The sequence below is a fragment of the Burkholderia semiarida genome (assembly GCF_029268935.1).
Lineage (GTDB): Bacteria > Pseudomonadota > Gammaproteobacteria > Burkholderiales > Burkholderiaceae > Burkholderia > Burkholderia semiarida.
Map to the genome: position 1 here is coordinate 361,757 of NZ_JAHLCL010000007.1, position 23,084 is coordinate 384,840.

At 60.5% G+C, this 23,084-nt stretch carries 21 protein-coding genes; 11 read left to right on the forward strand and 10 right to left on the reverse strand.

Features of this window, described 5'->3' with window-relative positions; all coding sequences use genetic code 11:
- The first annotated feature begins 78 nt into the window (after nucleotides 1–78).
- The 4 genes from KPB06_RS14665 to KPB06_RS14680 all read left to right on the forward strand — a co-directional run bounded on the left by KPB06_RS14665 (nucleotide 79) and on the right by KPB06_RS14680 (nucleotide 4,834).
- Nucleotides 79–1,086, forward strand: a complete 1,008-nt coding sequence (locus KPB06_RS14665; protein ID WP_011695177.1) for a helix-turn-helix domain-containing protein — start codon at nucleotides 79–81, stop codon at nucleotides 1,084–1,086.
- A gap of 78 nt (nucleotides 1,087–1,164) precedes the next feature.
- On the forward strand, nucleotides 1,165–2,103 hold the full coding sequence (locus KPB06_RS14670; RefSeq protein ID WP_011695176.1) for a SphA family protein: 939 nt from the start codon (nucleotides 1,165–1,167) through the stop codon (nucleotides 2,101–2,103).
- A gap of 22 nt (nucleotides 2,104–2,125) precedes the next feature.
- Nucleotides 2,126–3,355 carry an MFS transporter gene (locus KPB06_RS14675; protein ID WP_011695175.1) on the forward strand — a complete coding sequence of 410 codons (1,230 nt, stop codon included), beginning with the start codon at nucleotides 2,126–2,128 and terminating at the stop codon, nucleotides 3,353–3,355.
- A 36-nt stretch (nucleotides 3,356–3,391) separates the two neighbouring features.
- Nucleotides 3,392–4,834, forward strand: coding sequence for an amidase (locus tag KPB06_RS14680; protein ID WP_011695174.1), 1,443 nt, complete (start codon nucleotides 3,392–3,394; stop codon nucleotides 4,832–4,834).
- Between the two features lie 87 nt (nucleotides 4,835–4,921).
- Here KPB06_RS14680 and KPB06_RS14685 read toward each other — a convergent pair whose 3' ends face one another.
- From KPB06_RS14685 to KPB06_RS14695, 3 genes are all read right to left on the reverse strand, one after another.
- Complete coding sequence (locus tag KPB06_RS14685) at nucleotides 4,922–5,794, reverse strand: fumarylacetoacetate hydrolase family protein (protein ID WP_275920478.1); 873 nt, start codon at nucleotides 5,792–5,794, stop codon at nucleotides 4,922–4,924.
- Between the two features lie 144 nt (nucleotides 5,795–5,938).
- Nucleotides 5,939–6,709 (reverse strand): SDR family NAD(P)-dependent oxidoreductase, encoded by a 771-nt coding sequence (locus KPB06_RS14690; RefSeq protein ID WP_011548515.1) that lies wholly within the window; start codon nucleotides 6,707–6,709, stop codon nucleotides 5,939–5,941.
- A gap of 145 nt (nucleotides 6,710–6,854) precedes the next feature.
- Nucleotides 6,855–7,409: an OsmC family protein gene (locus KPB06_RS14695; protein ID WP_011695172.1), complete on the reverse strand. Its 555-nt coding sequence runs from the start codon at nucleotides 7,407–7,409 to the stop codon at nucleotides 6,855–6,857.
- A 358-nt stretch (nucleotides 7,410–7,767) separates the two neighbouring features.
- Here KPB06_RS14695 and KPB06_RS14700 point away from each other — a divergent pair, with 358 nt between their 5' ends.
- From KPB06_RS14700 to KPB06_RS14725, 6 genes are all read left to right on the forward strand, one after another.
- On the forward strand, nucleotides 7,768–8,331 hold the full coding sequence (locus tag KPB06_RS14700) for a TetR/AcrR family transcriptional regulator (protein WP_011695171.1): 564 nt from the start codon (nucleotides 7,768–7,770) through the stop codon (nucleotides 8,329–8,331).
- 126 nt (nucleotides 8,332–8,457) lie between these two features.
- A complete protein-coding gene (locus KPB06_RS14705; protein ID WP_011548518.1) occupies nucleotides 8,458–8,799 on the forward strand; it encodes a carboxymuconolactone decarboxylase family protein in 342 nt (113 codons plus the stop codon).
- Between the two features lie 69 nt (nucleotides 8,800–8,868).
- On the forward strand, nucleotides 8,869–9,549 hold the full coding sequence (locus KPB06_RS14710; RefSeq protein ID WP_011695170.1) for a DsbA family oxidoreductase: 681 nt from the start codon (nucleotides 8,869–8,871) through the stop codon (nucleotides 9,547–9,549).
- A 152-nt stretch (nucleotides 9,550–9,701) separates the two neighbouring features.
- Nucleotides 9,702–10,811 (forward strand): alkene reductase, encoded by a 1,110-nt coding sequence (locus KPB06_RS14715; RefSeq protein WP_011695169.1) that lies wholly within the window; start codon nucleotides 9,702–9,704, stop codon nucleotides 10,809–10,811.
- A 380-nt stretch (nucleotides 10,812–11,191) separates the two neighbouring features.
- Nucleotides 11,192–12,400: a MalY/PatB family protein gene (locus tag KPB06_RS14720; RefSeq protein WP_011695168.1), complete on the forward strand. Its 1,209-nt coding sequence runs from the start codon at nucleotides 11,192–11,194 to the stop codon at nucleotides 12,398–12,400.
- Between the two features lie 58 nt (nucleotides 12,401–12,458).
- On the forward strand, nucleotides 12,459–12,677 hold the full coding sequence (locus tag KPB06_RS14725; protein WP_011548522.1) for a tautomerase family protein: 219 nt from the start codon (nucleotides 12,459–12,461) through the stop codon (nucleotides 12,675–12,677).
- A gap of 502 nt (nucleotides 12,678–13,179) precedes the next feature.
- Here the strand turns inward: KPB06_RS14725 and KPB06_RS14730 are convergent.
- Genes KPB06_RS14730 through KPB06_RS14750 form a run of 5 tightly spaced genes read right to left on the reverse strand, consistent with a single transcriptional unit; the run spans nucleotide 13,180 to nucleotide 19,723 of the window.
- Nucleotides 13,180–14,073, reverse strand: a complete 894-nt coding sequence (locus tag KPB06_RS14730; protein WP_165940678.1) for a TraB/GumN family protein — start codon at nucleotides 14,071–14,073, stop codon at nucleotides 13,180–13,182.
- Nucleotides 14,074–14,126: 53 nt separating this feature from the next.
- A complete protein-coding gene (locus KPB06_RS14735) occupies nucleotides 14,127–14,783 on the reverse strand; it encodes a GAD-like domain-containing protein (protein WP_234044167.1) in 657 nt (218 codons plus the stop codon).
- 24 nt (nucleotides 14,784–14,807) lie between these two features.
- Nucleotides 14,808–16,193, reverse strand: a complete 1,386-nt coding sequence (locus KPB06_RS14740; RefSeq protein ID WP_134256631.1) for a polymorphic toxin type 15 domain-containing protein — start codon at nucleotides 16,191–16,193, stop codon at nucleotides 14,808–14,810.
- A complete protein-coding gene (locus tag KPB06_RS14745; RefSeq protein ID WP_134256632.1) occupies nucleotides 16,186–17,607 on the reverse strand; it encodes a DUF2169 family type VI secretion system accessory protein in 1,422 nt (473 codons plus the stop codon). The genes KPB06_RS14740 and KPB06_RS14745 overlap by 8 nt, the downstream gene beginning before the upstream one ends.
- Nucleotides 17,608–17,611: 4 nt before the next feature.
- On the reverse strand, nucleotides 17,612–19,723 hold the full coding sequence (locus tag KPB06_RS14750; protein WP_134256633.1) for a type VI secretion system Vgr family protein: 2,112 nt from the start codon (nucleotides 19,721–19,723) through the stop codon (nucleotides 17,612–17,614).
- 133 nt (nucleotides 19,724–19,856) lie between these two features.
- Between KPB06_RS14750 and tssF the strand changes: the two genes are divergently transcribed.
- Complete coding sequence (tssF, locus tag KPB06_RS14755; protein ID WP_275920479.1) at nucleotides 19,857–21,734, forward strand: type VI secretion system baseplate subunit TssF; 1,878 nt, start codon at nucleotides 19,857–19,859, stop codon at nucleotides 21,732–21,734.
- Here tssF and KPB06_RS14760 read toward each other — a convergent pair whose 3' ends face one another.
- Together KPB06_RS14760 and KPB06_RS14765 are read right to left on the reverse strand one after the other, a co-directional pair.
- Nucleotides 21,735–22,307: a hypothetical protein gene (locus tag KPB06_RS14760; RefSeq protein ID WP_134256635.1), complete on the reverse strand. Its 573-nt coding sequence runs from the start codon at nucleotides 22,305–22,307 to the stop codon at nucleotides 21,735–21,737.
- Between the two features lie 20 nt (nucleotides 22,308–22,327).
- A complete protein-coding gene (locus KPB06_RS14765) occupies nucleotides 22,328–22,705 on the reverse strand; it encodes a DUF3592 domain-containing protein (protein WP_134256636.1) in 378 nt (125 codons plus the stop codon).
- Nucleotides 22,706–23,084 lie beyond the last annotated feature (379 nt).

The window sequence follows — 23,084 nt, forward strand, 5'->3', positions numbered from 1 at the left end:
TCGGGGTAAAGACGCATTGTCACCGATTTATGGTGTGCGCACTGTCAGCACTGGTCTTCGTCCATCGCCCAACCTGCCATGCCGTACACCTCGTTGCCGCCCGCGACAACCGGCGACTCTTCGACCGACGGGATGCCGTTCATCCGGCGCTTCACCTGCAATGACGTCGACAGCCTCGCCGAATGCACGCACGGCTGGTCGATCCACCTCGATCAGCTCTCGCCTGGGCCTTTCCAGGGTACCGTCCATGCGATCCGCCTCGACGAGATGCAGCTCCTGAGGGAACGCGTGAATCGCTCGCTGCTGAAACGCGGCGACCAGTGCGCCGGTAGCACGTCGTTCAGCATCCCGCTGGAAACCTCAGGCACCGGATACTGCGGCGGCTCACCGCTGCGCGACAAAGCGCTGCTTGTCTCCAGCGGCACATCGCTGCCGGAGTTGCGCACCCCGGACCACCAGGACGTCGTATTGCTGACTGTCCCAACCGATACGCTTCGCAGGCTGGTATGGCTCGGCGATAACGATGGCGAAGCCGGCGGAACGCCGTCTAGCGAAACCAGCATCGCGCGCGTGCCGGTGGCCCGCTACGAAGCGTTGAAATCCTTGCTGGTAGCGGGTTTCAGCGCTGCAGACACGTCGGAGCAGCGCCTTGCGCGTCTGCAGACGCGCAAGGCGCTGCGCGACACTATTCTGATCGAACTCGTCGACGCGCTTGAAGCGGCCGGCCGACCCGTTCGGCTCGATCCATCCGCGCGGCGTCGCATCGTCGACCGCGTGCGCGAACTCGTGATCTCGCAGCCCGGCGTTCCACTGACCGTGCTCGACGTATGCCGTGCGGTGGGCGCGAGCCGGCGCAAGCTGCAGTACTGCTTCGAGGAAATCCTCGGCACGCATCCTGCGTGGTACTTGCGTGTGGTACGGCTCAACTCGGTGCGTCGCGAACTGCGCGAACATTCCCCGGCGAGCGCTTCGGTCAGCGACGTCGCGTGCCGCTGGGGCTTCTGGCACCTGAGCCGATTCGCGTCGCACTACCGGGAACTGTTCGGCGAACTGCCGTCCGATACGCTCAAACGCCCCCCACGATAATTACCAAAAGCGGATAACGCGCCGGATTTTGACGTTCCTAGACTCCGTACACATTTCAACTGTACGGGAAACGGCACGATGAAAGTCCTCAGGCGCCCGCATGGCGTGCGGCACTGTCGCACACGCACCACCGTCGTCGCGATCGGCACATTGGCGGCAACGCTCGCATGTCAGAGCGCTGGCGCGCTTGAAAACGACGGCCCGATCACGCCGTTCGGCGTGTTCGATTTCGGCGCAGGGATGACGCCGCCGCCCACGCCCAACGGCACGCTCGCCACACGCTTCGCGTACTACTCGACGCACACGATGCGCAACGGCGGCAATGCCGACTTCTCATTAACAGCCGCGTCGTGGAGCCTCGCATACATCAGAATGACAAACGCGAGGCTGTTCGGCGCGAACGTCGGCTTCGGCGCGATCGTGCCGTTCCTGAATCTGAACGGGCACGTGAACGTACCGACGCCCGCCGGAACGCTCGCAATGTCGGCCGATCCGACCAATATCGGCGATGCGGATTTCCAGCCGCTGATTCTCGCGTGGACTTTGCCTAATCTGTTCGTCAACGTCGCACTCCAAGTGCAGGCGCCAACGGGAGCCTATCGGTCCACTCGACTTTTCAATCCTGGCGTCAACCACTGGACCTTCTCGCCGATCATCGGCGCAACGTACATCACCGACAGCGGATTCGAAATCTCGACCAGCATCGAGGTCGATCAGAACACGACGAACCGTGCAACGAACTATCGAAGCGGCACCGGGTTCCGCCAGGAATTCGCGCTCGGACAGCACATCGGCCCGTTCACCGCCGGCCTCGGCGGCTACATCGAGCGGCAACTGAGCAACGACCACGGCCCGAATGTCGACGGCAACCGCGCGCACGTGAACGCGCTGGGCCCCGCGATCAGCTATGTCGAACCGGGAAAGCCGGCGGTATGGCTGCACGTTTACAAGGAATTCGGTGCGCAAAACCACGCGCAGGGGTACCAAATCGCGCTGCGTGCCGCGCTGTCGTTCTGATGTTCTGATTCGGGAGCAGTCGATGAATCCGCTTTCTTCCACGCATACCGCGCCATATTCACGTGCCGCTAGGCAAGCCGGCGCCAGCCAGGGTGCTGTGCTGCTGCTCGGCAGCAGTCTCACCGTAATGGGCGCAGTCATGATCGCGCCGATCCTGCCGAAACTCGCGGCGGACTTCGTGCCAGCCAACCCGCGCCTCGCCGCACTCGTGCCGCTCGTCGCGACGGGCCCCGCCCTTGCGATCGCGCTGTGCGCGCCGCTCGCCGGCTGGCTTGCCGATCGCGTCGGACGCAAGATGCTGCTTTTGCTAGCAACGCTCGTGTACGGGCTGGTCGGCGCTGCGCCGGCATGGCTCGACAGTTTCACCGCGATCCTCGTCTGCCGGTTCGCGCTCGGCGCCGCGGAAGCGTGCGTGATGACGTGCTGCACGACGTTAATCGGCGACTACTGGCACGGTGAACAACGGGTGCGCTACGTGAACCGGCAGGTCGTCACGATCGGTGTCGTCGGCACGATTTTTTTCGTGCTCGGCGGCGCGGCCGGCGAGCACGCATGGCGCTATCCGTTCTATCTTTACCTGCTGCCGATCCTGCTCATACCTGCGATTGCCGCCCTGCTGTGGGAGCCGCTGCGTCATGGTCGGCCCGCCGAGCCGGGCGACGGCGGCACGCCGCTGTCCGGCGGCAAGCTCGCGTCGACGCTCGCCATTGGCTATCTGCTGATCTGCGTCGGAATGGTCAGTTCCTTCGTGGTCCCGGTGCAGATGCCGCAGCTGATGATCGACATCGGGCAGCACTCGTCGACGATGATCGGTGCGGTCTCGGGTATCGGTTTGCTTTCGACGCTGGCCGGCTCCATCGCATGGCCATGGTTGCGCGACTCGCTCGGCCGGCGCTTCGTCAATGTCGCGCTCCTTGTGCTGCTTGCGGTGGGTCTGTATCTGCTTGCGAGCGCCAATACGGTGCCGGCCATCGTCGTGGCGGTCGTGATTCACGGCTTCGGCGGCGGCATGCTGGTCCCAAACGCAATCCTGCCGCTGATGCGCAGGCTATCGCTCGCGATTCGTGGCCGCGCCCTGGGCGGTTTCACAGCCGCGCTCTATTTGGGCCAGTTCCTCAGCCCGTTGGTCGTGCTCGGATGTGCACAGGCGTTCGGCGGACTGCGTCCCGCAATCGTCTCCATCGCGTCCGGTACAGCCGCCACGGCACTGCTGTGGTTGCTGCCGGCATTTCGTAGCCGCGGCGACGATTGATCCACTCCCATTGTCTTGTTCTCGAACGATAGACCTATGAAAGATTTCCAAACGCTCATCGCCACGCATGATGGCATCGCGCTCGCGGCGCTCGTTCGCGAGAAAGAAGTAACGCCGACGGAACTGCTGGACGCCGTCCTCGCCAGTCTCGACGCGATCAACCCCTCGCTGAATGCCGTCGCAGAGCGCCTCGACGAAACGGCCAGACTAGCCGCATCGACCATCACTGGCCACGAGAGCGTACTCGCCGGTGTCCCGACACTCATCAAGGACCTTTTCATGCCGGTGCGCGGCGCACGCATGGCGAACGGATCGTTCCTGTTCGGCGACTACCGGCCCGACTTCGACGGCGAACTCGTGGGGCGCCTACGGCGCGCGGGCATACCGATCGCTGGAACCTCGCTGTCGCCCGAACTGGGCACGTCGTTTTGCACCTCCTCAGCGCGTTTCGGCGTCACACGCAATCCGTGGAATCCGCATGTGAGCGCCGGCGGATCGAGCGGCGCCGCGGCAGCGCTTGTCGCCGCGCGCGTGCTGCCGTTCGCGCACGGCAACGACGGCGGTGGCTCGCTGAGGGTGCCCGCGTCCTGCTGCGGCGTGTTCGGATTGAAGCCGACACGCGGCCGAACGCCGAATGGCCCGATGATCGGCGAAGGATGGGCCGGCATGGCCATCAACCACGCGATCACGCGCTCGGTTCGCGACAGCGCCGCCCTGCTGGACCTGACCGCGGGTGCCGATACCGGCGCGCCCTATGCGGCGCCATGCCAACCGGAGACGTTTCTCGCGGCCACGCAGCGCGATCCGCGGCCGCTAAAAATCGCCGTGATCGAGCAAGCGCCACCGTGGCCGCTTCATCCGGCCTGCCGACCCGCACTCGCACATACCGTCGCGTTGCTGCGCTCGCTCGGACACCACGTCGAGCCGCTCGATAGTCCGGTCGATTCGGAGGCGTTCTATGACCGTGTATTCACGATCATCGGCGCACAAACGCGTGCGCTGGTCGACATGATAGGCAACCAGCGCGGACTTCCGGTGCGCGACGGCGAAATCGAGGCCCGCACCCGTATCATCCTGCGGGAGAAAGGCAATGCAAGCGGCGCCGAATACGCGAGCGCCGTCGACTGGATCCATGCATTGGGCCGGACGTTCGGCCGGTTGATGGAGCGCTACGACGTGCTGCTAACGCCGACGCTCGCAATGCCGCCGCTTGCGCCGGCCGAACTTGCGACCGCGGACGACACGCAGTCGTTGAGCGAAGTCATCGATCGCGCGCATCGGTTTTCTCCGTTCACGGCATGGTTCAACGCGACCGGTCAGCCCGCGATGTCGGTGCCGCTTTACTGGGACGAGCAAGGCCTGCCGATCGGCAGCCATTTCGCGGGGGCGTTCGGCGCAGAGTCGCTGCTGTTCTCGCTCGCCGCGCAGCTTGAGCGCGCTGCACCGTGGGCGGATCGGATCCCCCCGCTTTGCGTTTGACTGACGGTCCGGTGAACTTCCTGGCTGCAGGCGACTGAGTGCACGGGCGCGTTTGGCGAGCCGAGCGCAGGGCACCATGCGCGTCCGTCAGGCGTCGCGCCGGACCATCGCCGCCGGCATGACCGGGTTGCGCAACACGCCGAGCCGCTCGATCTCGACTTCGCAGACGTCTCCGGCTTTCATCCAGAGCTGCGGTTCGCGCGCCATCCCGATACCGGCAGGCGTGCCCGTGACGATCACATCGCCGGCCTGCAGCGTCATCACGTCACTCAGCAGCACGACCAGCGTCTCGACATCGAAGATCATGTCCGACGTCGACGCCTCCTGCACGACCGCCCCGTTCAGGCGCGTCTGGATCTTCAGCCCCTTGCAGCCGCGCGGCAGTTCGTCGGCCGTGACGAACCACGGCCCGAATGTCCCCGTCCCGTCGAAGTTCTTACCCATCGTCCATTGCGGCGTGCGGAACTGGTAATCACGCAGCGTGGCGTCGTTGAAAATCGAATAGCCGGCGACGTGATCGAGCGCCCGCTCGCGCGCTATGCTGCGTCCGCCCTTGCCGATCACCGCCACTAGTTCGCCCTCGTAGTCGAGTTGGGACGATTGCGCCGGCAGCGCGATCGGGTCGCCATGGCCGATCAGGCTCGACGCAAACCGCGCGAATACGGTCGGATAGGCCTGCTTCGCAAACCCGGTCTCGGTCGAGTGGTCGAGGTAGTTCAATCCGACACAGACGATCTTGCCTGACCGTCCGAACGGCGGCAGCAAGCGCACCGCCTCGAGATCGACCGGCGCGCCGCGCGCGAGAAGCGCGCCCACTTCGGCAAGATCAGCGCCGTGCGCCAGCAGCGCATCCAGATCGCCCGGATAGGCGGTGTCCTCGGCGGTCAGCCCGAACCATCGCCCGCCGTGCTCCACCGCGATGCCGCGGTGCCCATCCTTTTTATAGACTGCAAATCGCATCGCACACTCCTTGCTCGCCGTCCATGAAGTCGCCGACTACGCCTTCAATGTCCTGTTGGAGCACCGCTGGAGGCAGCGGTAGCCCCTCCTTCATCACGTTTCCGTCGCCCATGTACTGCTAGCGCGCGTACATCCAAACAGCCATCATTTGCGCACGGCCATCACCCCCGCATCCACATTCCAGATGGCACCGGTTACCCACGAGGTCTTGTCTGAAAGAAGGAAGACGATCGTGTTTGCAACGTCTTCGGGCGTACCGACGCGTCCGAGCGGATGAAACGACTCGAGCGCTTTCATCGCACCGGCAATGTCTTCCTTCGCCATGAAGCCTTCATAAATCGACGTCTGTACGATCGCCGGCGAGACAGCATTCACTCGGATACCCGCATCGGCGAGTTCAATCGCGAGATTGCGCGTGAGCGCGTGCAGACCTGCTTTTGCCATGGAATACGCCGATGCCGCGGAGTCGCCCAGCGCTGCCTGGGCTCCGATCGACCCGACGTTCACGATAGCGCCTTGGAGCTTCGCAGCGAGCATGTTCCTGACCACGTCCCGCGTAATGAAGAAAGTGGCACGATTGAGCGACAGGTACATGTCGTAATCAGATTCTTCGTGGTCGATGAAGGCCTTCGGAGCAAAGATGCCCGCGGAATTCACCAGAAGCGAAATATCTTTGTGATTCGCGTTGATCTCCGAGCGAATGGCGTTCATGCCTTCCTCTGTCATGAGGTTCGCCGCAATCACGGAGACCGGACCGAGCCCGCTCAGTTCGGCACGGACCGCTTCAGCTTTGTCTTTCCTGTTTCCCGTCAAGACGACGCTACCGCCGCTTTTCAGCACTTGTTTGGCCGTTGCGAGCCCGATACCGCTGGTGCCACCGACGACAAGAAGTTTCTTACCGGAAAAATCGTTCATTTTGGCTTCCTTAATTTAAATGTCTGGATCAGTTCCGCATGCGCGGCCGCGCCAACGCGGACATTACTCGTCTTGCCGCGTCCATGAATCAGCTCGCCTCGCGGAGAACGCAGAACGCGGCCGGTTTCGCAAGCACCTCCGCTGGTTAGCCTTCGCGGACTTCGAGAGTCGAGACCATGCGGATCGCCTTCGAGAAATTCGCGAGGTTGACCGAAGTTTTCGTCACGACCCGGTGCAACTCCTCGACACGCTCGCGCGAAGCGTCCGTGTGCAGGCGAACGACATAGCTCACTTCGTCGTATCCCGGGTTCACGCTCTCGTCGAGCCCGAGGAAACCGCGCAAGTCCAGCTCACCATCGGTCTCGATTTCCAGACTGTGGACAGTGATCCCCATCGCGGCGGCGTTGACCACGTATCCGACCGTCAAACAAGCGTTGAGCGCGGCCATGAGCAGCTCTTGCGGATTAGGCGCGCTATTCATGCCCAAAAGCTGGGTGGGTTCGTCCGCTGCGATTTCGAAATGCCGCTGGTGAGTCACCCCGCCCAGCTCATAGTGGCTGACAGTCGCCACGGAACGCGTCTGGTGTTCCCATTTCGTCTTGACGTTGAAGCGCGCGTTTCGCTTCGTGGGGTCCGTGGCGACTTCTTGCGCGAATTGCTGCAAAGCCGGCACATCGATTCCGTTCGGGTGGGTAGTCATCTGCTGGTCCTCCTAGGAGCGCTCTCGCGCAGGGAAAAGTTCAAACACGCGGCAAGCCTACCATCTAGTTGGTAGCTTCACAAGGGCATTTCTCGTCCTTGTAGTCGTGACGCTCCTTCGAGATTGATCGGACGAATTTGCCGCGCTGCCCGCTCAATGAAAAAATGCACGAGGTCGGTTAGTGCAATTGGGGACACGTTCCTCTACCATCTGCTTGCGGGGCGTCCCTGCAAGGTTGGCCCGCTGCGAAGACGAGATGCGCCGTCATGCTTGACAAAAAACCAACTAGTAGGTAGACTCCGCTTGCAGTGATTCGCTGGGTTCGTTCAATTGAAGATGGCAGTGTGCCGGAGGATGCATGGCAGTAGGTACGCGCGACGCGTTGGTTCAAGCTGCAGAAGGCCTGATGCGCTCGAGGGGTTATGCCGCCTTCAGTTATGCGGATCTGGCCGAAACCGTTGGCATCCGGAAGGCAAGCATTCACCATCACTTCCCGACGAAGGAAGATCTGGGCGTTGCGATTGTGGAAGCCTATGTCGCGAGAGTGGTGGAAGCGTTCGAGCGAATCGACCGCGAGAATGAGGACTTCTGGGGCCGCTTGAACGGATTTTTCGATACCTTTCGCGCCAGCAGTGATGGAAGCCTGCTCCCGCTCTGCGGTGCGCTTGCCGCCGAGATGGCTGCTTTGCCGCCCGAACTGCAGAAGCTCACGCACCGGTTTTTCGAGCTGCAACTGCGCTGGCTGACCAGGGTCATCGACAAGGGCATCAGCGACGGTGAGATCCCCGCCGGTGTGGGGAGCTGCCAGAAGGCGTATCAGGTATTGAGCGTTCTAGAGGGAGCCAGCTTTGTCGAGTGGGCCATGAAGAACGGCGAAACGCTCGACCGCGGCATCATTCGACTCATCGTCTCCGCAGCATAAAAAGGGGATCGCTTCCCCAAACGATTCATCGTTGCACCCAGCGCCAGAGCCGTTTTCCGCGTGAACATGGCTCTTTTATTTGAGTATTTACCCTACCAACTAGTTGGTTGTTATTTGGAGAAAACCATGGAAAACTGGACTGAAACAATCGGCGCCGTCACCCGTCGCGTGCATGAACTCGCACGGTACACCCCGGACACGCTCAAAGGCGTTGGTTTGCTCGGTGCCGCCGGCGCCAAGACAAATCATCTCGACGCAAAGACGCGAGAGCTGATTGCGTTGGCAGTCGCTGTCACAACACGCTGCGACGGCTGCATCGCTTTTCACGCGGCAGAAGCCAACAAGCTCGGTGTGACGAAGGAAGAAGTCGCAGAAGCACTTGGTGTCGCCATCAATCTCAATGCCGGCGCCGCTGTGGTCTATAGCACTCATGTGCTCGACGCGCTGGACCATCTCGGTCGCGAGTAAATGTCCTACCCGGCGCTGCCGCTGCGAGCGGAGCGCCACGAGGCAGCAATTTCTAGCTGAGGATGAAACATGAAGCGGGTCAATGTAGAAGTGTGGTCGGACTTTGTCTGCCCCTGGTGCTGGATCGCAAAACGACGCCTGGAAAAAGCGATAGAAGGCGTGACGCAGCACGTCGACGTGGTCGTGACACACAAGTCCTACCGTCTTGCGCGAGGCATGGTTCCGACTGGCTTTACAGACGCGCTTTATGCCAAGTTCGGAAACCCGACAGCAGCGCAAAGAATGATGGATGCGGTGTGCTCGGCCGGAGCCCAGGAAGGTCTGAACTACCGATTCGAGACCATGCGCTTTGGCGATACGAGCGACGCGCACCTACTCGTCAAAAGTGTCCAAACGTCCGAAGACAAACAACGGATGATCGAAGCGATCTACCGGGCCGCGACGACCGACGGGATTGACATCTTCGATAGAGCCGCGCTCATCGACCTTGCGAAGAGCATCGGCATTTCTGCTGCGTCGCTCTCCTTCGACGATCGCGAGATGGTGTCCGAAATCGCGCGAGATGAAGCAGAGGCAAATCGAATCGCAAATGGCGTTCCGCTGTTTGTCTTCAACAACCGAACGTACCTCTCGGGCGCACGTGAAGTCGCCGTGTTCGAAAAAGCGTTGTTCGACTCCGCCGAGAACGTACCGGACGAAAGCGAAGACACCGGAGGCATGAGCTGCAGCATTGACGGGTGCGCTCACTAGGCAGGCAGCCCCCCATTCACAAGGTATCGATTCTTTCCGGACTGACCGAAATGCGCGTGAAGCAGATTCCCGGCTGTTAGATAGCCGTCCGTTTCATTTCGCATTTAACCCGACACTCACCAGCGCCCTGGCGCACCTACATTTTGAGCAACATGATGAGTAAATTGTTTACGCCCTACGATCTCTCCGGGACGCAGCTCGCCAACCGCGTCGTCATGGCACCGATGACGCGTACGCGTACGCCCGATAACATTCCCAACGATCTCACCGCGCTCTACTACGCGCAGCGTGCTTCCGCCGGCTTGATCATCACCGAAGGTCTTCCGGTGTCCGAAGAGGGCCGCGGCTATCTGTATACGCCGGGTCTGTACACCGACGAGCAGACGGAAGGATGGCGGAAGGTCACCGACGCCGTGCACAAAAAGGGCGGCAAAATCTTTGCCCAGCTCTGGCACGTTGGCCGGCTGTCCCACGTTTCCATCCAGCCTGGCAATGCGGCTCCGGTGTCGTCGGGCGAAGTGCCGGCGACCACGACCATGGTCTACGCGTGGGTAGAACCCGGCAAGGAGGGCCCGGTCCTCCCGAGTGTGCCGCGTGCGCTGACCACGGACGAAGTGCAACGTGTCACTCAGGACTTCGTTGCATCCGCGCGTCGGGCGATGGACGCAGGCTTCGACGGCGTGGAAGTGATGGCGGCCAATGCCTTCCTGTTCGACCAGTTCCTGAGCAGCGCGCTGAACACCCGCACCGACCAATATGGTGGTTCCATCGCTAATCGTCAGCGCTTTTTGCTGGAGACGATCGACGCCCTGGCAGACGCCATTGGCGGTGAAAAGGTGGGCGTGCGGGTCTCGCCGTTCGGGCGCATCTACGATATGGAGGCCTTCGAAGGGGAAGCGGATGCGTGGGCGAGCATGGCCTCGGCCTTGAACGAACGGAAGCTGGCGTTCGTGCACCTGAACTATCAGACGACCATTTCTGCAGCAGGTACTCCGGATGGCTTTGGTGCGGCCTTTCGCAAGGCCTACCAAGGCACGCTGATCGGCGCCGGCGGCTTCACGCAGGAGCTCGCCGAAGCCGAACTGGCGAAGGGAGAACTTGACCTGATCGCGTTCGGCACGGCCTTCATTTCCAATCCCGATTTGGTGGAGCGGATGAAGAACGGTTGGCCGCTCACGGAGCCCGATCGGTCGACCTTCTATGGCGTCATTGGTGCCAAGGGCTACACCGATTATCCGACTTTCGAGCAGGAAACCGCGTAATCGGACTGAAATACCGACGCATCATTCCGGTCCCCGACATGAACGCGAGATGAGGTACGGCGGGCTCGGACTGCTTGCATGGGAAGTCTCCGAATCAACTTTTCCAAGTCGTTCGAAGTGCTTCCCATCGGCATTTAATAGCATCAGAAGATCTGGCGAAACTTGGCCGGCCGACCGTGATCCGGGCCGGTCAACGCGTCGCCTCAGGTTGCATGCCACATTCAGACTCCCCATCGACGTCAATGCAGGCCTTCGAAACTGTTGCGCGTCATGGGACCGAAAGGTCAAGCGGATATGCCGTCGTCCGTCGGTGCGATAGACCAACAGCTGCATCGCGCGAGGCTCGTTGAATGCTTGATTTCGTACATGGAGAATCCAGTATGGGCTATAACTTTGATCGCTCGATCTCCCGCCGCAACACAAATGCAATGGCGGAGGAAGGTTTCGCGAATTATCTGTTCGGAGCGGATGCACCTGCACTTGCACTCGAGATGCCGAGAGAAGAGCTGATATCGATGTGGGTCGCCGACATGCAATTCGCCGCCCCCGATGCCGCCATCGATGCCATTACCGAGCGCCTCAAACATCCCATCTTCGGCTACACGGCGGACCTGGACGAGCAGCTCTATCAGGCTTTCCACTCCTGGTGTGCGCAACGATACAGCTGGCATTTCGCTCGCGAGGAAATGCAGGTCTCACTCGGCGTCATACCAGCCCTCTTCGCACTCGTAGAATATGTGTGCCGCCCCGGCGACAAAGTGCTTAGTCTGACGCCGGCCTATGGATACTTCAAACACGCGGCGCTTCAGCGCGATCGCGAATTCGTGACGTCGCGCATGCTCGCATCCGACGACGGCAAGTACTCGATCGACTTTGAGGACTTCGAAGCGAAAGTTAGCGATCCGGCGGTGAAGCTCTTTTTCCTCTGCCACCCTCACAATCCGACCGGCCGGATCTGGACAAGCGACGAGCTGCGCCGAATGGGTGAACTCTGCATCGCAAACGGTGTGAAGATTGTTTCTGACGAGATCCATTGCGACTTGCTAAGAACCGGAAATGCACACACGCCGTTGGCGAAGTTGTTCCCGGGTAGCCCGGACATCATCACGTGCATGGCCGTTAGCAAGACGTTCAATCTGGCAGGAATGATGATCGCGACCGTCATCATCCCGGATCCGGAATTGCGCTCAGAATGGAAACGGCGCCACTACCCGTTCGTGAACCCGCTCAGTCTCGCCGCCGCCATCGGTGCGTACCGCGATGGCGCTCCGTGGTTGGATGCGCTGCGGCTGTATCTGGACGAGAACTTCGCCCTGACTCAACGCTTTGTGAGCGATCACTTGCCAAAAGCAAAATTTCGCGTTCCGGAAGCGACTTATCTGGCGTGGATCGACCTACGGACCTATTTCGACGATTCAGTCAACCTCACGCGTTTCTTTCTTGAAAAATCAGGCGTCGTTCTGGAAGGCGGAGAGATGTTCGTCGAGAACGGCGACCGCAGAGTGCGACTCAATCTTGCGTGTCCGCGGGCGCAGCTTCGGCTGTCCCTCGAACGAATCCGAGATGCAATTGTGAAGCAATACCATTGAATCAAGCCGACGTAAGGCAAGACAGCAGCATCAATTCAAACGAACTAAAGGAACACTTATGCCGCTCATTAACGTAAAAGTCATCGAAGGCGTTTTCTCCGCAGCCGACAAGGAAAAGATCATTTCTACCCTTACCGACGCAATGGTGTCGATCGAGGGCGAAAGCATGCGGCCCGTTACCTGGGTTATCGTTGAAGAAGTAAAGAGCGGTGACTGGGGCATTGCCGGCAACGCACTAACAACCGAGAGGGTTAAGGCACTGGCCGCAGGCCAGTAACTGGCTGGCCCTGAACGGGCTCCAGCGGCAGTGAAGCGACCATCGCTTATGCCGTTGGAGCCCTTTTTCATTGCTTCCACGGCATGCTACCTATAACGCGCAGCCAGCTCGATAGATCGAGTGGGCCCGGTCACCGCTCCGAATTTCAACAGCCGCCCAGTGCCAAAGTGAGCATGACGACAAGAGGCGCCTGAGATCACAATAACCAATCCGCCGATCTTTGCGGCGGCTTGCGCGTCAAACGGCAGCGGCAGGTCGGGCGTGATCGTCATGCGGGCTTGCTGCGTGATTTTCGCCTCGGTCGCTACACTGCTACAGCGATGGTGAGAACCCCACAGCCGAGAACGGATCGTAGGTTGACACCGGGTGCGAACATGCCAGAGGGTTCCATGGGGACGCCCTCCCGTTTATAAGCACTCGAAACTACTTTACATAACAGATACTAACGTCGGAACTGATTTGCATTTTCAACGTGCTGCGTTTTTCTGGACCGGGCCAAGCCTTAAGGTGTATCGCTAATGGCCACACTTGGCCAATCTATCGCGTCGACCTTGTAACCTCGTTCACGCAGGAGCGTGATCAGCCCAGATGGCCCAGGAAAATGCATCGCGCCCACCACGACGACGGCATGGCCGTCCTTGAGGATTGCGTCGAGACGGGGAAGCCATTCGACGTTTCGTTCGTCAACCATGTACCTCGTGAAGACCGTCGCCGCGGCCGGTGAACCGAGGGACTCGAGGACCTGAATGCGAATGGCGTCGTAGTCGCCGACGTTCAACGCGTCACGGGTCTGCTCCAACACTGTTTTCGGATCGTGCGCGAGCGCCCACCTGAACCCGCTGACGTCGAAGCTGGCCGGTACCTTTCTACGCTGCAGTTCGACCCAGTCAGCATCCTCCAAGACCTCTGGGTGCAGAGCAAGTGCGACGGGGGCAATACTGTTCAAATAAGCGTCCCGCGACGTTGCATGACGTGGTAGCGAGCAAATGGTGTACGCGAGGCCGTTCGACTCATGCGGAGTCGGCTCTTGGAGCAAGTTCCGAGCAAAAGTCTCCGTCAGTCCGGCACAATTGGCCCGCCGCAGATAAATATTGATCTCAGCGTCAGTTAGCGATTTCGCCCAGTGCTGCGCAGTACCGGATCCTGAAGACGTGTCGGCCGGCAAGGTCGAAAACCCGCTGTGCTCGATGACATAGTGGCGGGCCCCAGCAAAGATCGACGGAGACGGTTGGTTCAGGCCCTCCACTGGCACGTGTAGGGAGCCGACAAGAATGCTGGACTGACCATTAGGCGCCGTTACTCGCAGTACCGGGACGCTGGGGGTCACGGCCGTCGCGACGGTGGAGGCAGCCACCATGACCACGGCAATGGTATGGCCTACGAATTTTTTAAGCATGCTCGTTGTTTGGGATCGTTGACATACCATGCGTCATTTCCGCTATTTTCCTGCTACAGCAATCCCGCACCGCGAGCGTCTTGAGCAATGTCGCGCATAACTTGCAGTTCCGTCACCTGAGACAAAATGTCCAGATGGACATGCGCATCGAGTTTTTGAAGGCGCTCGAGCGCCGGTGTCCCGCCGAGCGCGAGCGCGGGGACGAACCCGTACATCGTGGTGTGATCGAGAGGCCCCAGCTTGTCTAGTGCACGCTCAAAGAGGGGCGCCTCTTCGCTATCCAGCAGATCAAACATCTCTTTGCTGCATGTACTAAAAAAGAGCTGGATAGTGAGGTCCGGGCCGTCCTCTTCGAACTCTTCCTCGTCAAAGGACGGAAAGATCATGCCATACGGGGTTTTGACTTTCAGAGACTGCCCGGTCTTCTCGCCCCACAGGATCAATCCACCAAAGGCCGTACGCGCAATGACGTAATACGCATCGCGCTCCATGAATTCCGTCTCGCCGATCCACGCTTCCAACTCGTCTTCCCATTCGTCCGGGTCGACCGTCCAGAGCAAGCCGTTGGCATAGCCGCACCACCCGTACTCCTGCCAGTATTCCAGTAGCTTGTTCGGCAACTTGCCCCGGAATTTCTCGATTTTTTCAGAGGGAACGTCGCGTCGATCTATTGCTGGCCCGAATCCCTTGTACCCCAAGAAATTCTCCATGAAATTATCCATTGCGCTTCCTCACTATTGGCATCGCTTAAGCTTAGCGTTCATTTTAGTACCCCCCCGCTCTGCCTCAGGGACTTTTTTCGCCGCATCGTCAAGCTCAGCTACGCGATCCTTCCACTGCGATCCGATGGACGAGTTGACGCCGCGATCACCCATCATGGTGACGGCATCCTTGCCACCTGCGATCATGTCTGGATTATGCAACGCAGCCAGCGTGCTCATCCGATCTGCCGCCATTGCTTGGGCCTGTTTCGTGGCGGCCTCGCCGGTGATACCCTGCTTGCTCAACGCCTTTTCAAACTTGGCGGTCAATTCGGCTGAGTACGCAGCTCTCGCCTCGGCCTGCGCGGCGCCAGTGCCTGCCCGACCGATCTGCTGATAGCGCGCTCGCCCTTCGAGATACTCTTTCACGCTCAGGTCGTTCAAGCCCTTTTCCTGCTCGAGCAGCTGACGGTCATACTCTTTCGGGTCGCCCTTCGCATTCTTCTTGAAGCACTTCACCAAGTGCTCCTTCATGCGCTTCAGCTTGACCTTCAGACCGTCCTTGCCTTTTTCAGCCGCCTCGCCCTCCTCTTTCAACTTCCGGAGTCGCTCGGCTTCCGCCTGGGCTTTCTTGGCCTCTTCGGCCTCCTTCGCTAACTTAGCCGCCTTCGCCGCCTCTTCAGCCTCTTTCGCCACCTTGGCCGCTTTCGCTGCTTCTTCCGCAACGTGCGCGCCCTTGGCGAGACCGACCGCACCTTTCGCAAGCTTGCCGGCCGTGGTCACCACCTTCCCGCCGGGGATCATGCTCGCAGCGGAAAGGCCGGCCTCGACCATATTCCCTTCGGCCGCATAGATCCCGGCATCGACCGCGCCACTGACGACGGAGAGGCCTGGCACAAAGCTCGCGACGCCTAGCACGCCGTGTACCCACGGACTCGCCGCACCCCACCAACCCTCTTCCTTCGGTGTCTCCGGCTTGACCGGTGGATTGCTGCTGGCACTCGGCTTGCCGCCGTCGATCGATGCGCTCGGAGCAGACTGGGTCACGTAGATGCCCGGGCAATTCCCGCTATTGAGCGTGCACGGATCTCCTTCGCGAATGACCGGCTTGCCCGTGATGCGAACCGTGCTCGAACCCTTAACCGGCTTCACCTCACCGCTCACGGTCCCGCTCTTCACACCGTTACAGGATCCAGCGGCATCCCCTTTGCAGCTCGGCTGGGTGCTCTGACTGAGCACGTAAGCCGGATCGCCGTTGAATCGGACGTTCGGCACCGTACCCATGCTACTCGACAGGTCCTCGGTCACTGGGTAGGGCAACGGGGGCGTGCTGCTGCCGACTGGTGTTTTGTTGATTGACGGCGCGGTTGAAACCGCCTTGAACGAACTGTTCTTTCGAGCCCCGAGGTGATCAGCCATGCGCCCTCCCCTCGCCTTGCGAGCTCGCCGACGCCATCAGGTCGACGTCGCTGCGCTCGAGCATGCGCAGTTCGACGGCACGCACGCCAGGTTGCTTGGCCAGTGTTGCTCGCCACACGCACGACACTACGCGTTGATCAGGATCGATCAGCACGGTATCGAGTCGCGCCTCCAACTCCCCGATACTCCCGTTTTCGAACCGCACCAGCACAAACGGCAGGTGGCCGGGAAGAGTCAATGTCAACGTGACATTGCCAGAGGCGTCCTTCGTGGCACGGGGCGTAGCCGGCGCGCACAAATTCACCAGTTCGATCTGCTCATCGCCTCGCAGCACATCCACCTGCTGATCCGGCCAGGCCGCATTCCAGACGGAAAAATCAAAATCCTTCGGCAAGGACGCGTTGCTTTCGATGAACGCGCGATCGATGGTGCCAACCAGCTTGGCGCGTTCGGGATGCCCTTTCGGTCGAATACCGAGCCCGGCGACGAGCGGCGCCGTATCAGCAAGTTTTCCGACTCGCCCCGTATCGAAGTCGGCCACGGTAATGGGCTGCGCCGCATATTCGATTTGCGGCGCAGCGACAACGTTGATACCTGTCGCCTCCAGATACCAGTCGCGTACGAACCCCTGTCCCGAGACGTTGGCTGAAAACGCATCATGGGCGACCGGGGCATTGGGCGCGTCGGGGTGGGTATCCGCCTGGTCAGGCGTCAATCGTTGCTTCTTTGCGACCCGCTCGGCCGCCTTGCTGCCGATCTCGATGCGACATTGGCCACCGAACGCATGCTCTAAGTTAACCTGAATATCGCGTGCTGGCAGCGGAGACGTTAATTGCCATGCCGGCAGGCGGAAGATGCCCAGAGAGCCAATTTTGAGCAGCGCGGCCGCGAGACGTCGCAACCCCGTCCGCCGAACGAAGTGACGCTCCCCCGTCACAACGAGCGTCTTGTCGATCAGGCGTTCACCTTGCGGTGGCGCCTTCTTTGCTCGCTCGACCTCCGCTTTCCACGCACTGATCGCCTCTGGCGAAGCGGGCATTAACGGATTGAGTCCATGCGGCTCCAGCGGCAATGGCACGGGCGAACCCGGTCGACTCACCCCAAGCCGTACGTCGAACTTATTTGGAGCGCGCCCGTCCGGCCCCCTGGGCGGATAGGCCGTCGCGTTGACGATCACGTCGCACCGCGGCTTGTACTGGCACAAGTCCGATTCCTGTCGAACACTGCCCTGCATGTCCGGACCAAAGAATTCGTCTGCCTCACACAACGGTTGTTGCACGTCAGAGAAAAAGAGGTCGCGCGAGTCGTTCCATGTCAGGGTCTGCCGCAAGACCACGACATGAAATTCCTGCTCACGCGCATCAACACCCGCGAAGGCCAGCGCTGGAAAGGGAGTGTGGTTGATGAACTCCATCGGATCAGTTCACGTCCACGTCTTTGCCGTTGATTTCGATCGGACCAGAGCCTTCTATGAGCAGCTTCACGCCCTTAAGGGTAATGTTGCCGTCCTCGTCCATGCGAAAGGTCGACTTCCCGACCGTAACCTCGAACACCTTGCCGGCCTTGATCGTATAGGACTGCCCCACCATCGACGTCTTGGACAAGCCCACTTCTTCGGCACTGGCCAACCCAGCAGTCGTGTTGACTGCGCCAGCGACCGTGACCTGATATCCACCGCCAACGGTCAGTGCCTTCGCGAGCCCAACCGTCTCGGTCGAGGTGAGCGCGATCACGAGGTTCTCCATCCCGTGGATGGTCTCGTTCCGATTGCCGCCGACCGTCAGCGTCTCGTTATTGCCGACGCGCTCGGTACGATCCACACCGATCGTGATCGTCTCATTGTTGTCGACGGTTTCGGTTCGATCATGCTTCACGTGCACCGTTTCGTCGTGGTCGATATTCTTCGTGCGATCGTTGCCGACCCAGTGCGACTCGTCGTGCTCGACCTCGAGGCGCTGATCTTTTTCGGCGTGCAACCAGACTTCTTCCGAGCCCTTCTTGTCCTCGAAGCGTATGGCGTTGGCGGTGTTGACGTTCCCGGTCTTGGTCGATCGCGTGAGAATCCCACTTTGCGTCGCGCTCCCCGGCAAGACCCACGGCGGCATGTTGGCTGAGTTGTATACGCTCGAGATGATCAGGGGCCGGTCCGGACTACCGTCGAGGAAAATCACGACCACCTCGTCTCCGATCCGCGGGATCTGGATCATGCCGAAGCCGCGCCCTGCCCACGGCTGCCCTACGCGCACCCAGCACGAGCTACCTTGATCGCGCTTGCCGAGCCGATCCCAATGGAATTGCACCTTCACGCGACCAAGGTTGTCGGTATAGATTTCCTCGCCCTGAGGCCCCACGACGACGGCCGTTTGAGGGCCGATGATCGATGGCCGCTCGATCGTAAACGCCGGGCGATACGGGATCTTCTTGCGGATGCAGACGAAGCTGCACTGGTACGTCGCGCCACCTTCGCTGGCCTGGTAGTTGTTCGTGCCACTGTGCGTGACCGTCGTCAGCAGGAACTGGCGATCCTCGGCCTTCGCGGCGCCATGGTCGTAGTGGTCATCGAGTTCGAAGTACTGGCCGGGCGACAGCCGCCGGCTCGTGCTCGTGCCGATAAAGACCTTGCTGTGCGCGGCGAGCGCTTGCGTCCTGAAACGCGTCAACGCTTCGCCGCGATCGCTGTCCGGGAAGCCGTGCTCGCCCAGGTAATCGTAGACTTCGTACGGCGGCACTTCGCCTTGGTCCACTTCCGTGCCACCCGACACAAACCGCCGCGCGTGCGGCACCTTGTAGTCGAATGTCTTCAGTCCGACGCTACTCGATTCCAGTTGCCGGCTCGCCTGGAACGACGTGACGACTGCCAGGTTGTCGAGCGCTTCGCCTTTCGTGTACTGCAGCACGGGGCTTCGGCCGCTGATCGGCTTTGCAGCGATCGAATTGTCCGAGATGACCAGCTTGTGACCGTCTTTCGCATGCTCGAAAAAGAAGAACAGCCCGTCTTCCTGCATCAGCCGGTCAACGAACTCGAGGTCGGTTTCGCGGTATTGCGTGCAGTAGCTGCGATTCTTCGTCGCTTTCGACAGCCGGAACTCAAACGACGCAATCTTGCCGTACTCACGAAAGACCTTCGCGAGAATCGCCTCTGTGTTTTCTTCCTGAAAAATGCGGATGTCGCGGCTGCGCGAAAGCATCCAAAGCCATGGCACGAGTGTCGCGCTATAAATCGTGAAGCTACCGTCGTGATCGAGATGACTGAAGTTCGCGACGTAGCCGTGGAAATACCGTTCTTCCGAGCTCGCCAGCGCGTCGGTGAGCTGTAACGTAATTGTCACTGGCTGGCCGATCAACTTCTTCAGTTCGATATTCGGGTCTTGCGAAGCAAGCCGAACGTGAAACTCGAAATTTTGAGATAAGCCTTCAGTGCCTTGAAAATCGACCAGCACGAGATCCGACCGCCCTTTCATTGGCGTCTGAATGGTGAACAGTCGGTTGCTCTGTAGCCCAAAGAAACCCGGAATATCTGACAGTTGCATGGCGCCCTCGGAACCCCGCATAGGAACGGCAGGATATTATTCGTCGGTGGATTTTAAACTGCCTGCCCCCGGAAGGATCAAGTTTTGCGTTTCTTGAACCTTGCATATGGGGACGGAGCTGTATGGAAGGTGAATGGATAACCTGCTACCCCACTACGAATACGAGGTTGGCCTGCTGTTACGCGGCATCACCGAATTTGCTCAGTGCTATCCGAAAATCGGCGCGCGGCTTGGGATCGCAAATGGGCAAGGCGATCTGCATGTCGACCGGATGGTCCAGACGTTCGCGCTGCTGGCTGCCCGTGTCGATGCGAAGCTTGAGGACACCTATCCGGAGTTCACGGAATCGCTACTCGAAGTGTTGTACCCGGAGTACTTGCGGACGCTGCCTGCGTGTGCAATCGCGCAATTCGACCCGACAGATCTCTTCGGTCAGTTGACGACGCCGCTCTCGATGCCCCGCGGCACCTTGCTCGACGCCAATGCGGCGCCGTGCCGGTTTCAAACCACGTACGACGTGAAACTGTCGCCTTTGCGGATTGACTCTGCGCGCTACGCGCCAGCCACACTGGCGCCGTCCGTGGTCCAGCTGCCCGACAAGGTGGCAGGCATCCTCTCGATTACGTTCGCGAGCGCGTCGGCGACCGAGACCTTCGATGACGCAATTCCGCATGGCTCTGTCCGCGTTCATCTGACCGGCGATCGACCGCGAGTTGCCGCGCTCGCCGATGCACTGTTGCTGCAGGCCGGAGCAGCATTCGTCGAAGTCGAGCAAAGTGGTCGGTGGTCGAAATTATCTAAGATCCCGATCGAATCGGTGGGCTTCAACGAGAATGAACGGCTGATTCAGAAAGAATCGGTGCCGACCTCGGACGCGTACCAGGTTCTGCTCGAATCGTTCGCCTTCCCTGAGAAGTTCGACTTCATCGACATCGATCTCGGGCGGATGCGTCGCGCTGCGCGTGCGCCGACGGCAAAGCGCCTCACGTTGCACGTCGCGATCCAAAGCGCGCGGCTGCAGGCGGCCACCGCGGCGACCTTGACCGACCTGGACGCGAGTGCATTCCGATTGTTCTGCACGCCCGTCATCAACCTATTTAAGCGCAATGCGACGCCGATCCAGTTGACGGGCGCTGACAATGCGTACCCGGTCGTGCCCGAGCCGCTGGAAACCGGTGCCCCGCTCAACGTGTATTCGATCGACGCCGTCCATCTGGGCGACCGGGCTGAAGCTGAACAGGACAAGCACGCGCCGTCGCCAAGGAATCTCGCGCGCACGACCGTGCTGCCGTACCGAGCCTTCAGTCATGGGCGCCCGGCCGATTCCTCGATCGTATACTGGACCGCGTTTCGCGACCCCCACTCGGCGGCAGGACCGGCGCGCTCGTCGCTTCTGCTCTCGCTGGTCGGTCTGGACGGCGGTAGTGTCCTGCCGAAGCATCCACAGATCGAGGTCAACGTGACGGCCACCAACGGCGACCAGCCGTCTCGGTTGCCGATCGGCGCGCCGGACAGCGACCTGCTACATGAGGGCGCAGCGCTGACCTGCCCGATCCGGCTGCTCACGCGGCCGACGCTGCCGAGCACCTTGCCGCGCGGGCACGACTCGCTTTGGCGAGTCGTTGCGGGCATGTCCCTGCATCCGTTTGACCTGACGCAAACCGGCCTGAAGGCATTCAAAGACTTTTTGCGGTTGCACGCTCCGCGCGCAAACATCGTCGCGCAACGCAGCATCGATGCGATCACGGGTTTAGAATACGCGCCGGCGATCAGGTGGATGCCGCTCGACAACCAATTTCCGTCGTTCGTGCGGGGTGTTGAAGTCGTGGTGTCGCTCGACGAAGCCACGTTGCGCGACGTCACTCTGCATGTATTCGCGAGAACGCTCGACACGCTGTTCGCTCCGTACGCGCCGACGAACAGCTATGTCGAATTGGTCATCCGCTCGTCGCAGACCGGACGGGAACTGCAGCGACGTCCTGCGCGGCCAGGAACGCGGCCGTTGATCTAGTCAGTGCAGGTAACCGACGAGAATGCCAGCGCCGGCACCCGCCTGCAAACCAACGGTCGTGCCGCCCATGATTAGAATCGCCGGCGCATGTGCGATGGCGATCTCGGCGAGCCAAGACAGTGCGGGATTCGACAACCCCAGCGCGAGCTGCGCGGAATTGATTCCGAGGATCATGGCCGATCCGGCCTTGCCGTATCCGATGCCTACGCCGCCGTCTAGGTACACCGTGGCACCCTGGAAATCGGACTCGGAGAGTTCAGTCCCATGAAACCCCGGCGCCATGTAGATGAGCCCTGCGCTGTCGAAGGACTTGGCAGAGCCCGCGCCTCCAACCTCGCGCCCGGCGATCTTCGGGATCTTGATCTCCGGCAAGGAAAATCGGGGAAGCTTGATCTTCGGGACACGAAGCCCGAAACCAATGCCGACACCCACGCCCCCGTAGTAGAAATCGGTTAATTTCCCGGCAGGGTCAGCGAGAACGATGGTGCCGCCAGAGGCGACGACGAACTCGATGCTGACGCCGCCCGTCGCACCCGTCTTGTAGCTCCAGTTGCTGGGTCTCAGAATTGACACGGCCGATCCTCTCAGTGCTGTTATTTTTTGGACGGGAGATTCATCAACGCGAAGAGAATGAATCCCACGCCGAATATTGTCGCCATCAACGTCCAGTTCCACACGGCGCCAATCCTGTCGATCGTGGCGGTCCGTGCCGGCGCCTCCGGCTGATACAGCACCGTGACCTTATCGCCGACCTTGGTGCCGTAGATCATTCCGCCCTGCGGATACGATATACGTTCACCAGTTTTCGTCACGAACTCGATCTGAGGGTGGCTTCCGCCGGCATTGAGGCTGACCACCTCTCCAGGAACCGCGATCGCCGTCTGCAGGAAACCTCGGGTAGACCAACCGATGATCGCCGCGATGATGAGAAAAGCGACGCCGATCGCTATGCCTGCAGTAGCCTTGAACATGTGCCCTCTCGATCTCTCACATTTCCAGTCCGAATCTCGTCGGCCTGCTTGCGAAGGATTTTAGCGTACTGCCCTCCGTGGAAGGCGGACTCGCCTTACAGGTTGTCAATAGGAGGCAGAGGCGAGGGCTACCCCTATGGCCTTCGCGGCAGCCCTCTGGGTCGCGGGAGGTTTGGTTCGCCCATCGCCAAGCGAGCATAAGCGCCGGGCACGCTCTCGAGACTTGTCCGGATCGTAGCAGAACGCTTCGCGCCGTCGACCTCGTTTAACGATTGTTCACCGGGGCGACTGGAGTTGACCCTGTAATCCCGGACACAGCGTCACACTAAGGTTGCTGACTCCATTGAGCGCCGGAACTCGCGAGGCGAGCGGTACTTCA

What these genes read in the sequence shown, in the direction of transcription:
- KPB06_RS14665 (WP_011695177.1), top strand. Translation starts at nt 79, where the DNA reads ATGCCGTACACCTCGTTGCCGCCCGCGACAACCGGCGACTCTTCGACC.
- KPB06_RS14670 (WP_011695176.1), top strand. Translation starts at nt 1,165, where the DNA reads ATGAAAGTCCTCAGGCGCCCGCATGGCGTGCGGCACTGTCGCACACGC.
- KPB06_RS14675 (WP_011695175.1), top strand. Translation starts at nt 2,126, where the DNA reads ATGAATCCGCTTTCTTCCACGCATACCGCGCCATATTCACGTGCCGCT.
- KPB06_RS14680 (WP_011695174.1), top strand. Translation starts at nt 3,392, where the DNA reads ATGAAAGATTTCCAAACGCTCATCGCCACGCATGATGGCATCGCGCTC.
- KPB06_RS14685 (WP_275920478.1), bottom strand. Translation starts at nt 5,794, where the DNA reads ATGCGATTTGCAGTCTATAAAAAGGATGGGCACCGCGGCATCGCGGTG.
- KPB06_RS14690 (WP_011548515.1), bottom strand. Translation starts at nt 6,709, where the DNA reads ATGAACGATTTTTCCGGTAAGAAACTTCTTGTCGTCGGTGGCACCAGC.
- KPB06_RS14695 (WP_011695172.1), bottom strand. Translation starts at nt 7,409, where the DNA reads ATGACTACCCACCCGAACGGAATCGATGTGCCGGCTTTGCAGCAATTC.
- KPB06_RS14700 (WP_011695171.1), top strand. Translation starts at nt 7,768, where the DNA reads ATGGCAGTAGGTACGCGCGACGCGTTGGTTCAAGCTGCAGAAGGCCTG.
- KPB06_RS14705 (WP_011548518.1), top strand. Translation starts at nt 8,458, where the DNA reads ATGGAAAACTGGACTGAAACAATCGGCGCCGTCACCCGTCGCGTGCAT.
- KPB06_RS14710 (WP_011695170.1), top strand. Translation starts at nt 8,869, where the DNA reads ATGAAGCGGGTCAATGTAGAAGTGTGGTCGGACTTTGTCTGCCCCTGG.
- KPB06_RS14715 (WP_011695169.1), top strand. Translation starts at nt 9,702, where the DNA reads ATGATGAGTAAATTGTTTACGCCCTACGATCTCTCCGGGACGCAGCTC.
- KPB06_RS14720 (WP_011695168.1), top strand. Translation starts at nt 11,192, where the DNA reads ATGGGCTATAACTTTGATCGCTCGATCTCCCGCCGCAACACAAATGCA.
- KPB06_RS14725 (WP_011548522.1), top strand. Translation starts at nt 12,459, where the DNA reads ATGCCGCTCATTAACGTAAAAGTCATCGAAGGCGTTTTCTCCGCAGCC.
- KPB06_RS14730 (WP_165940678.1), bottom strand. Translation starts at nt 14,073, where the DNA reads ATGCTTAAAAAATTCGTAGGCCATACCATTGCCGTGGTCATGGTGGCT.
- KPB06_RS14735 (WP_234044167.1), bottom strand. Translation starts at nt 14,783, where the DNA reads ATGGAGAATTTCTTGGGGTACAAGGGATTCGGGCCAGCAATAGATCGA.
- KPB06_RS14740 (WP_134256631.1), bottom strand. Translation starts at nt 16,193, where the DNA reads ATGGCTGATCACCTCGGGGCTCGAAAGAACAGTTCGTTCAAGGCGGTT.
- KPB06_RS14745 (WP_134256632.1), bottom strand. Translation starts at nt 17,607, where the DNA reads ATGGAGTTCATCAACCACACTCCCTTTCCAGCGCTGGCCTTCGCGGGT.
- KPB06_RS14750 (WP_134256633.1), bottom strand. Translation starts at nt 19,723, where the DNA reads ATGCAACTGTCAGATATTCCGGGTTTCTTTGGGCTACAGAGCAACCGA.
- tssF (WP_275920479.1), top strand. Translation starts at nt 19,857, where the DNA reads ATGGATAACCTGCTACCCCACTACGAATACGAGGTTGGCCTGCTGTTA.
- KPB06_RS14765 (WP_134256636.1), bottom strand. Translation starts at nt 22,705, where the DNA reads ATGTTCAAGGCTACTGCAGGCATAGCGATCGGCGTCGCTTTTCTCATC.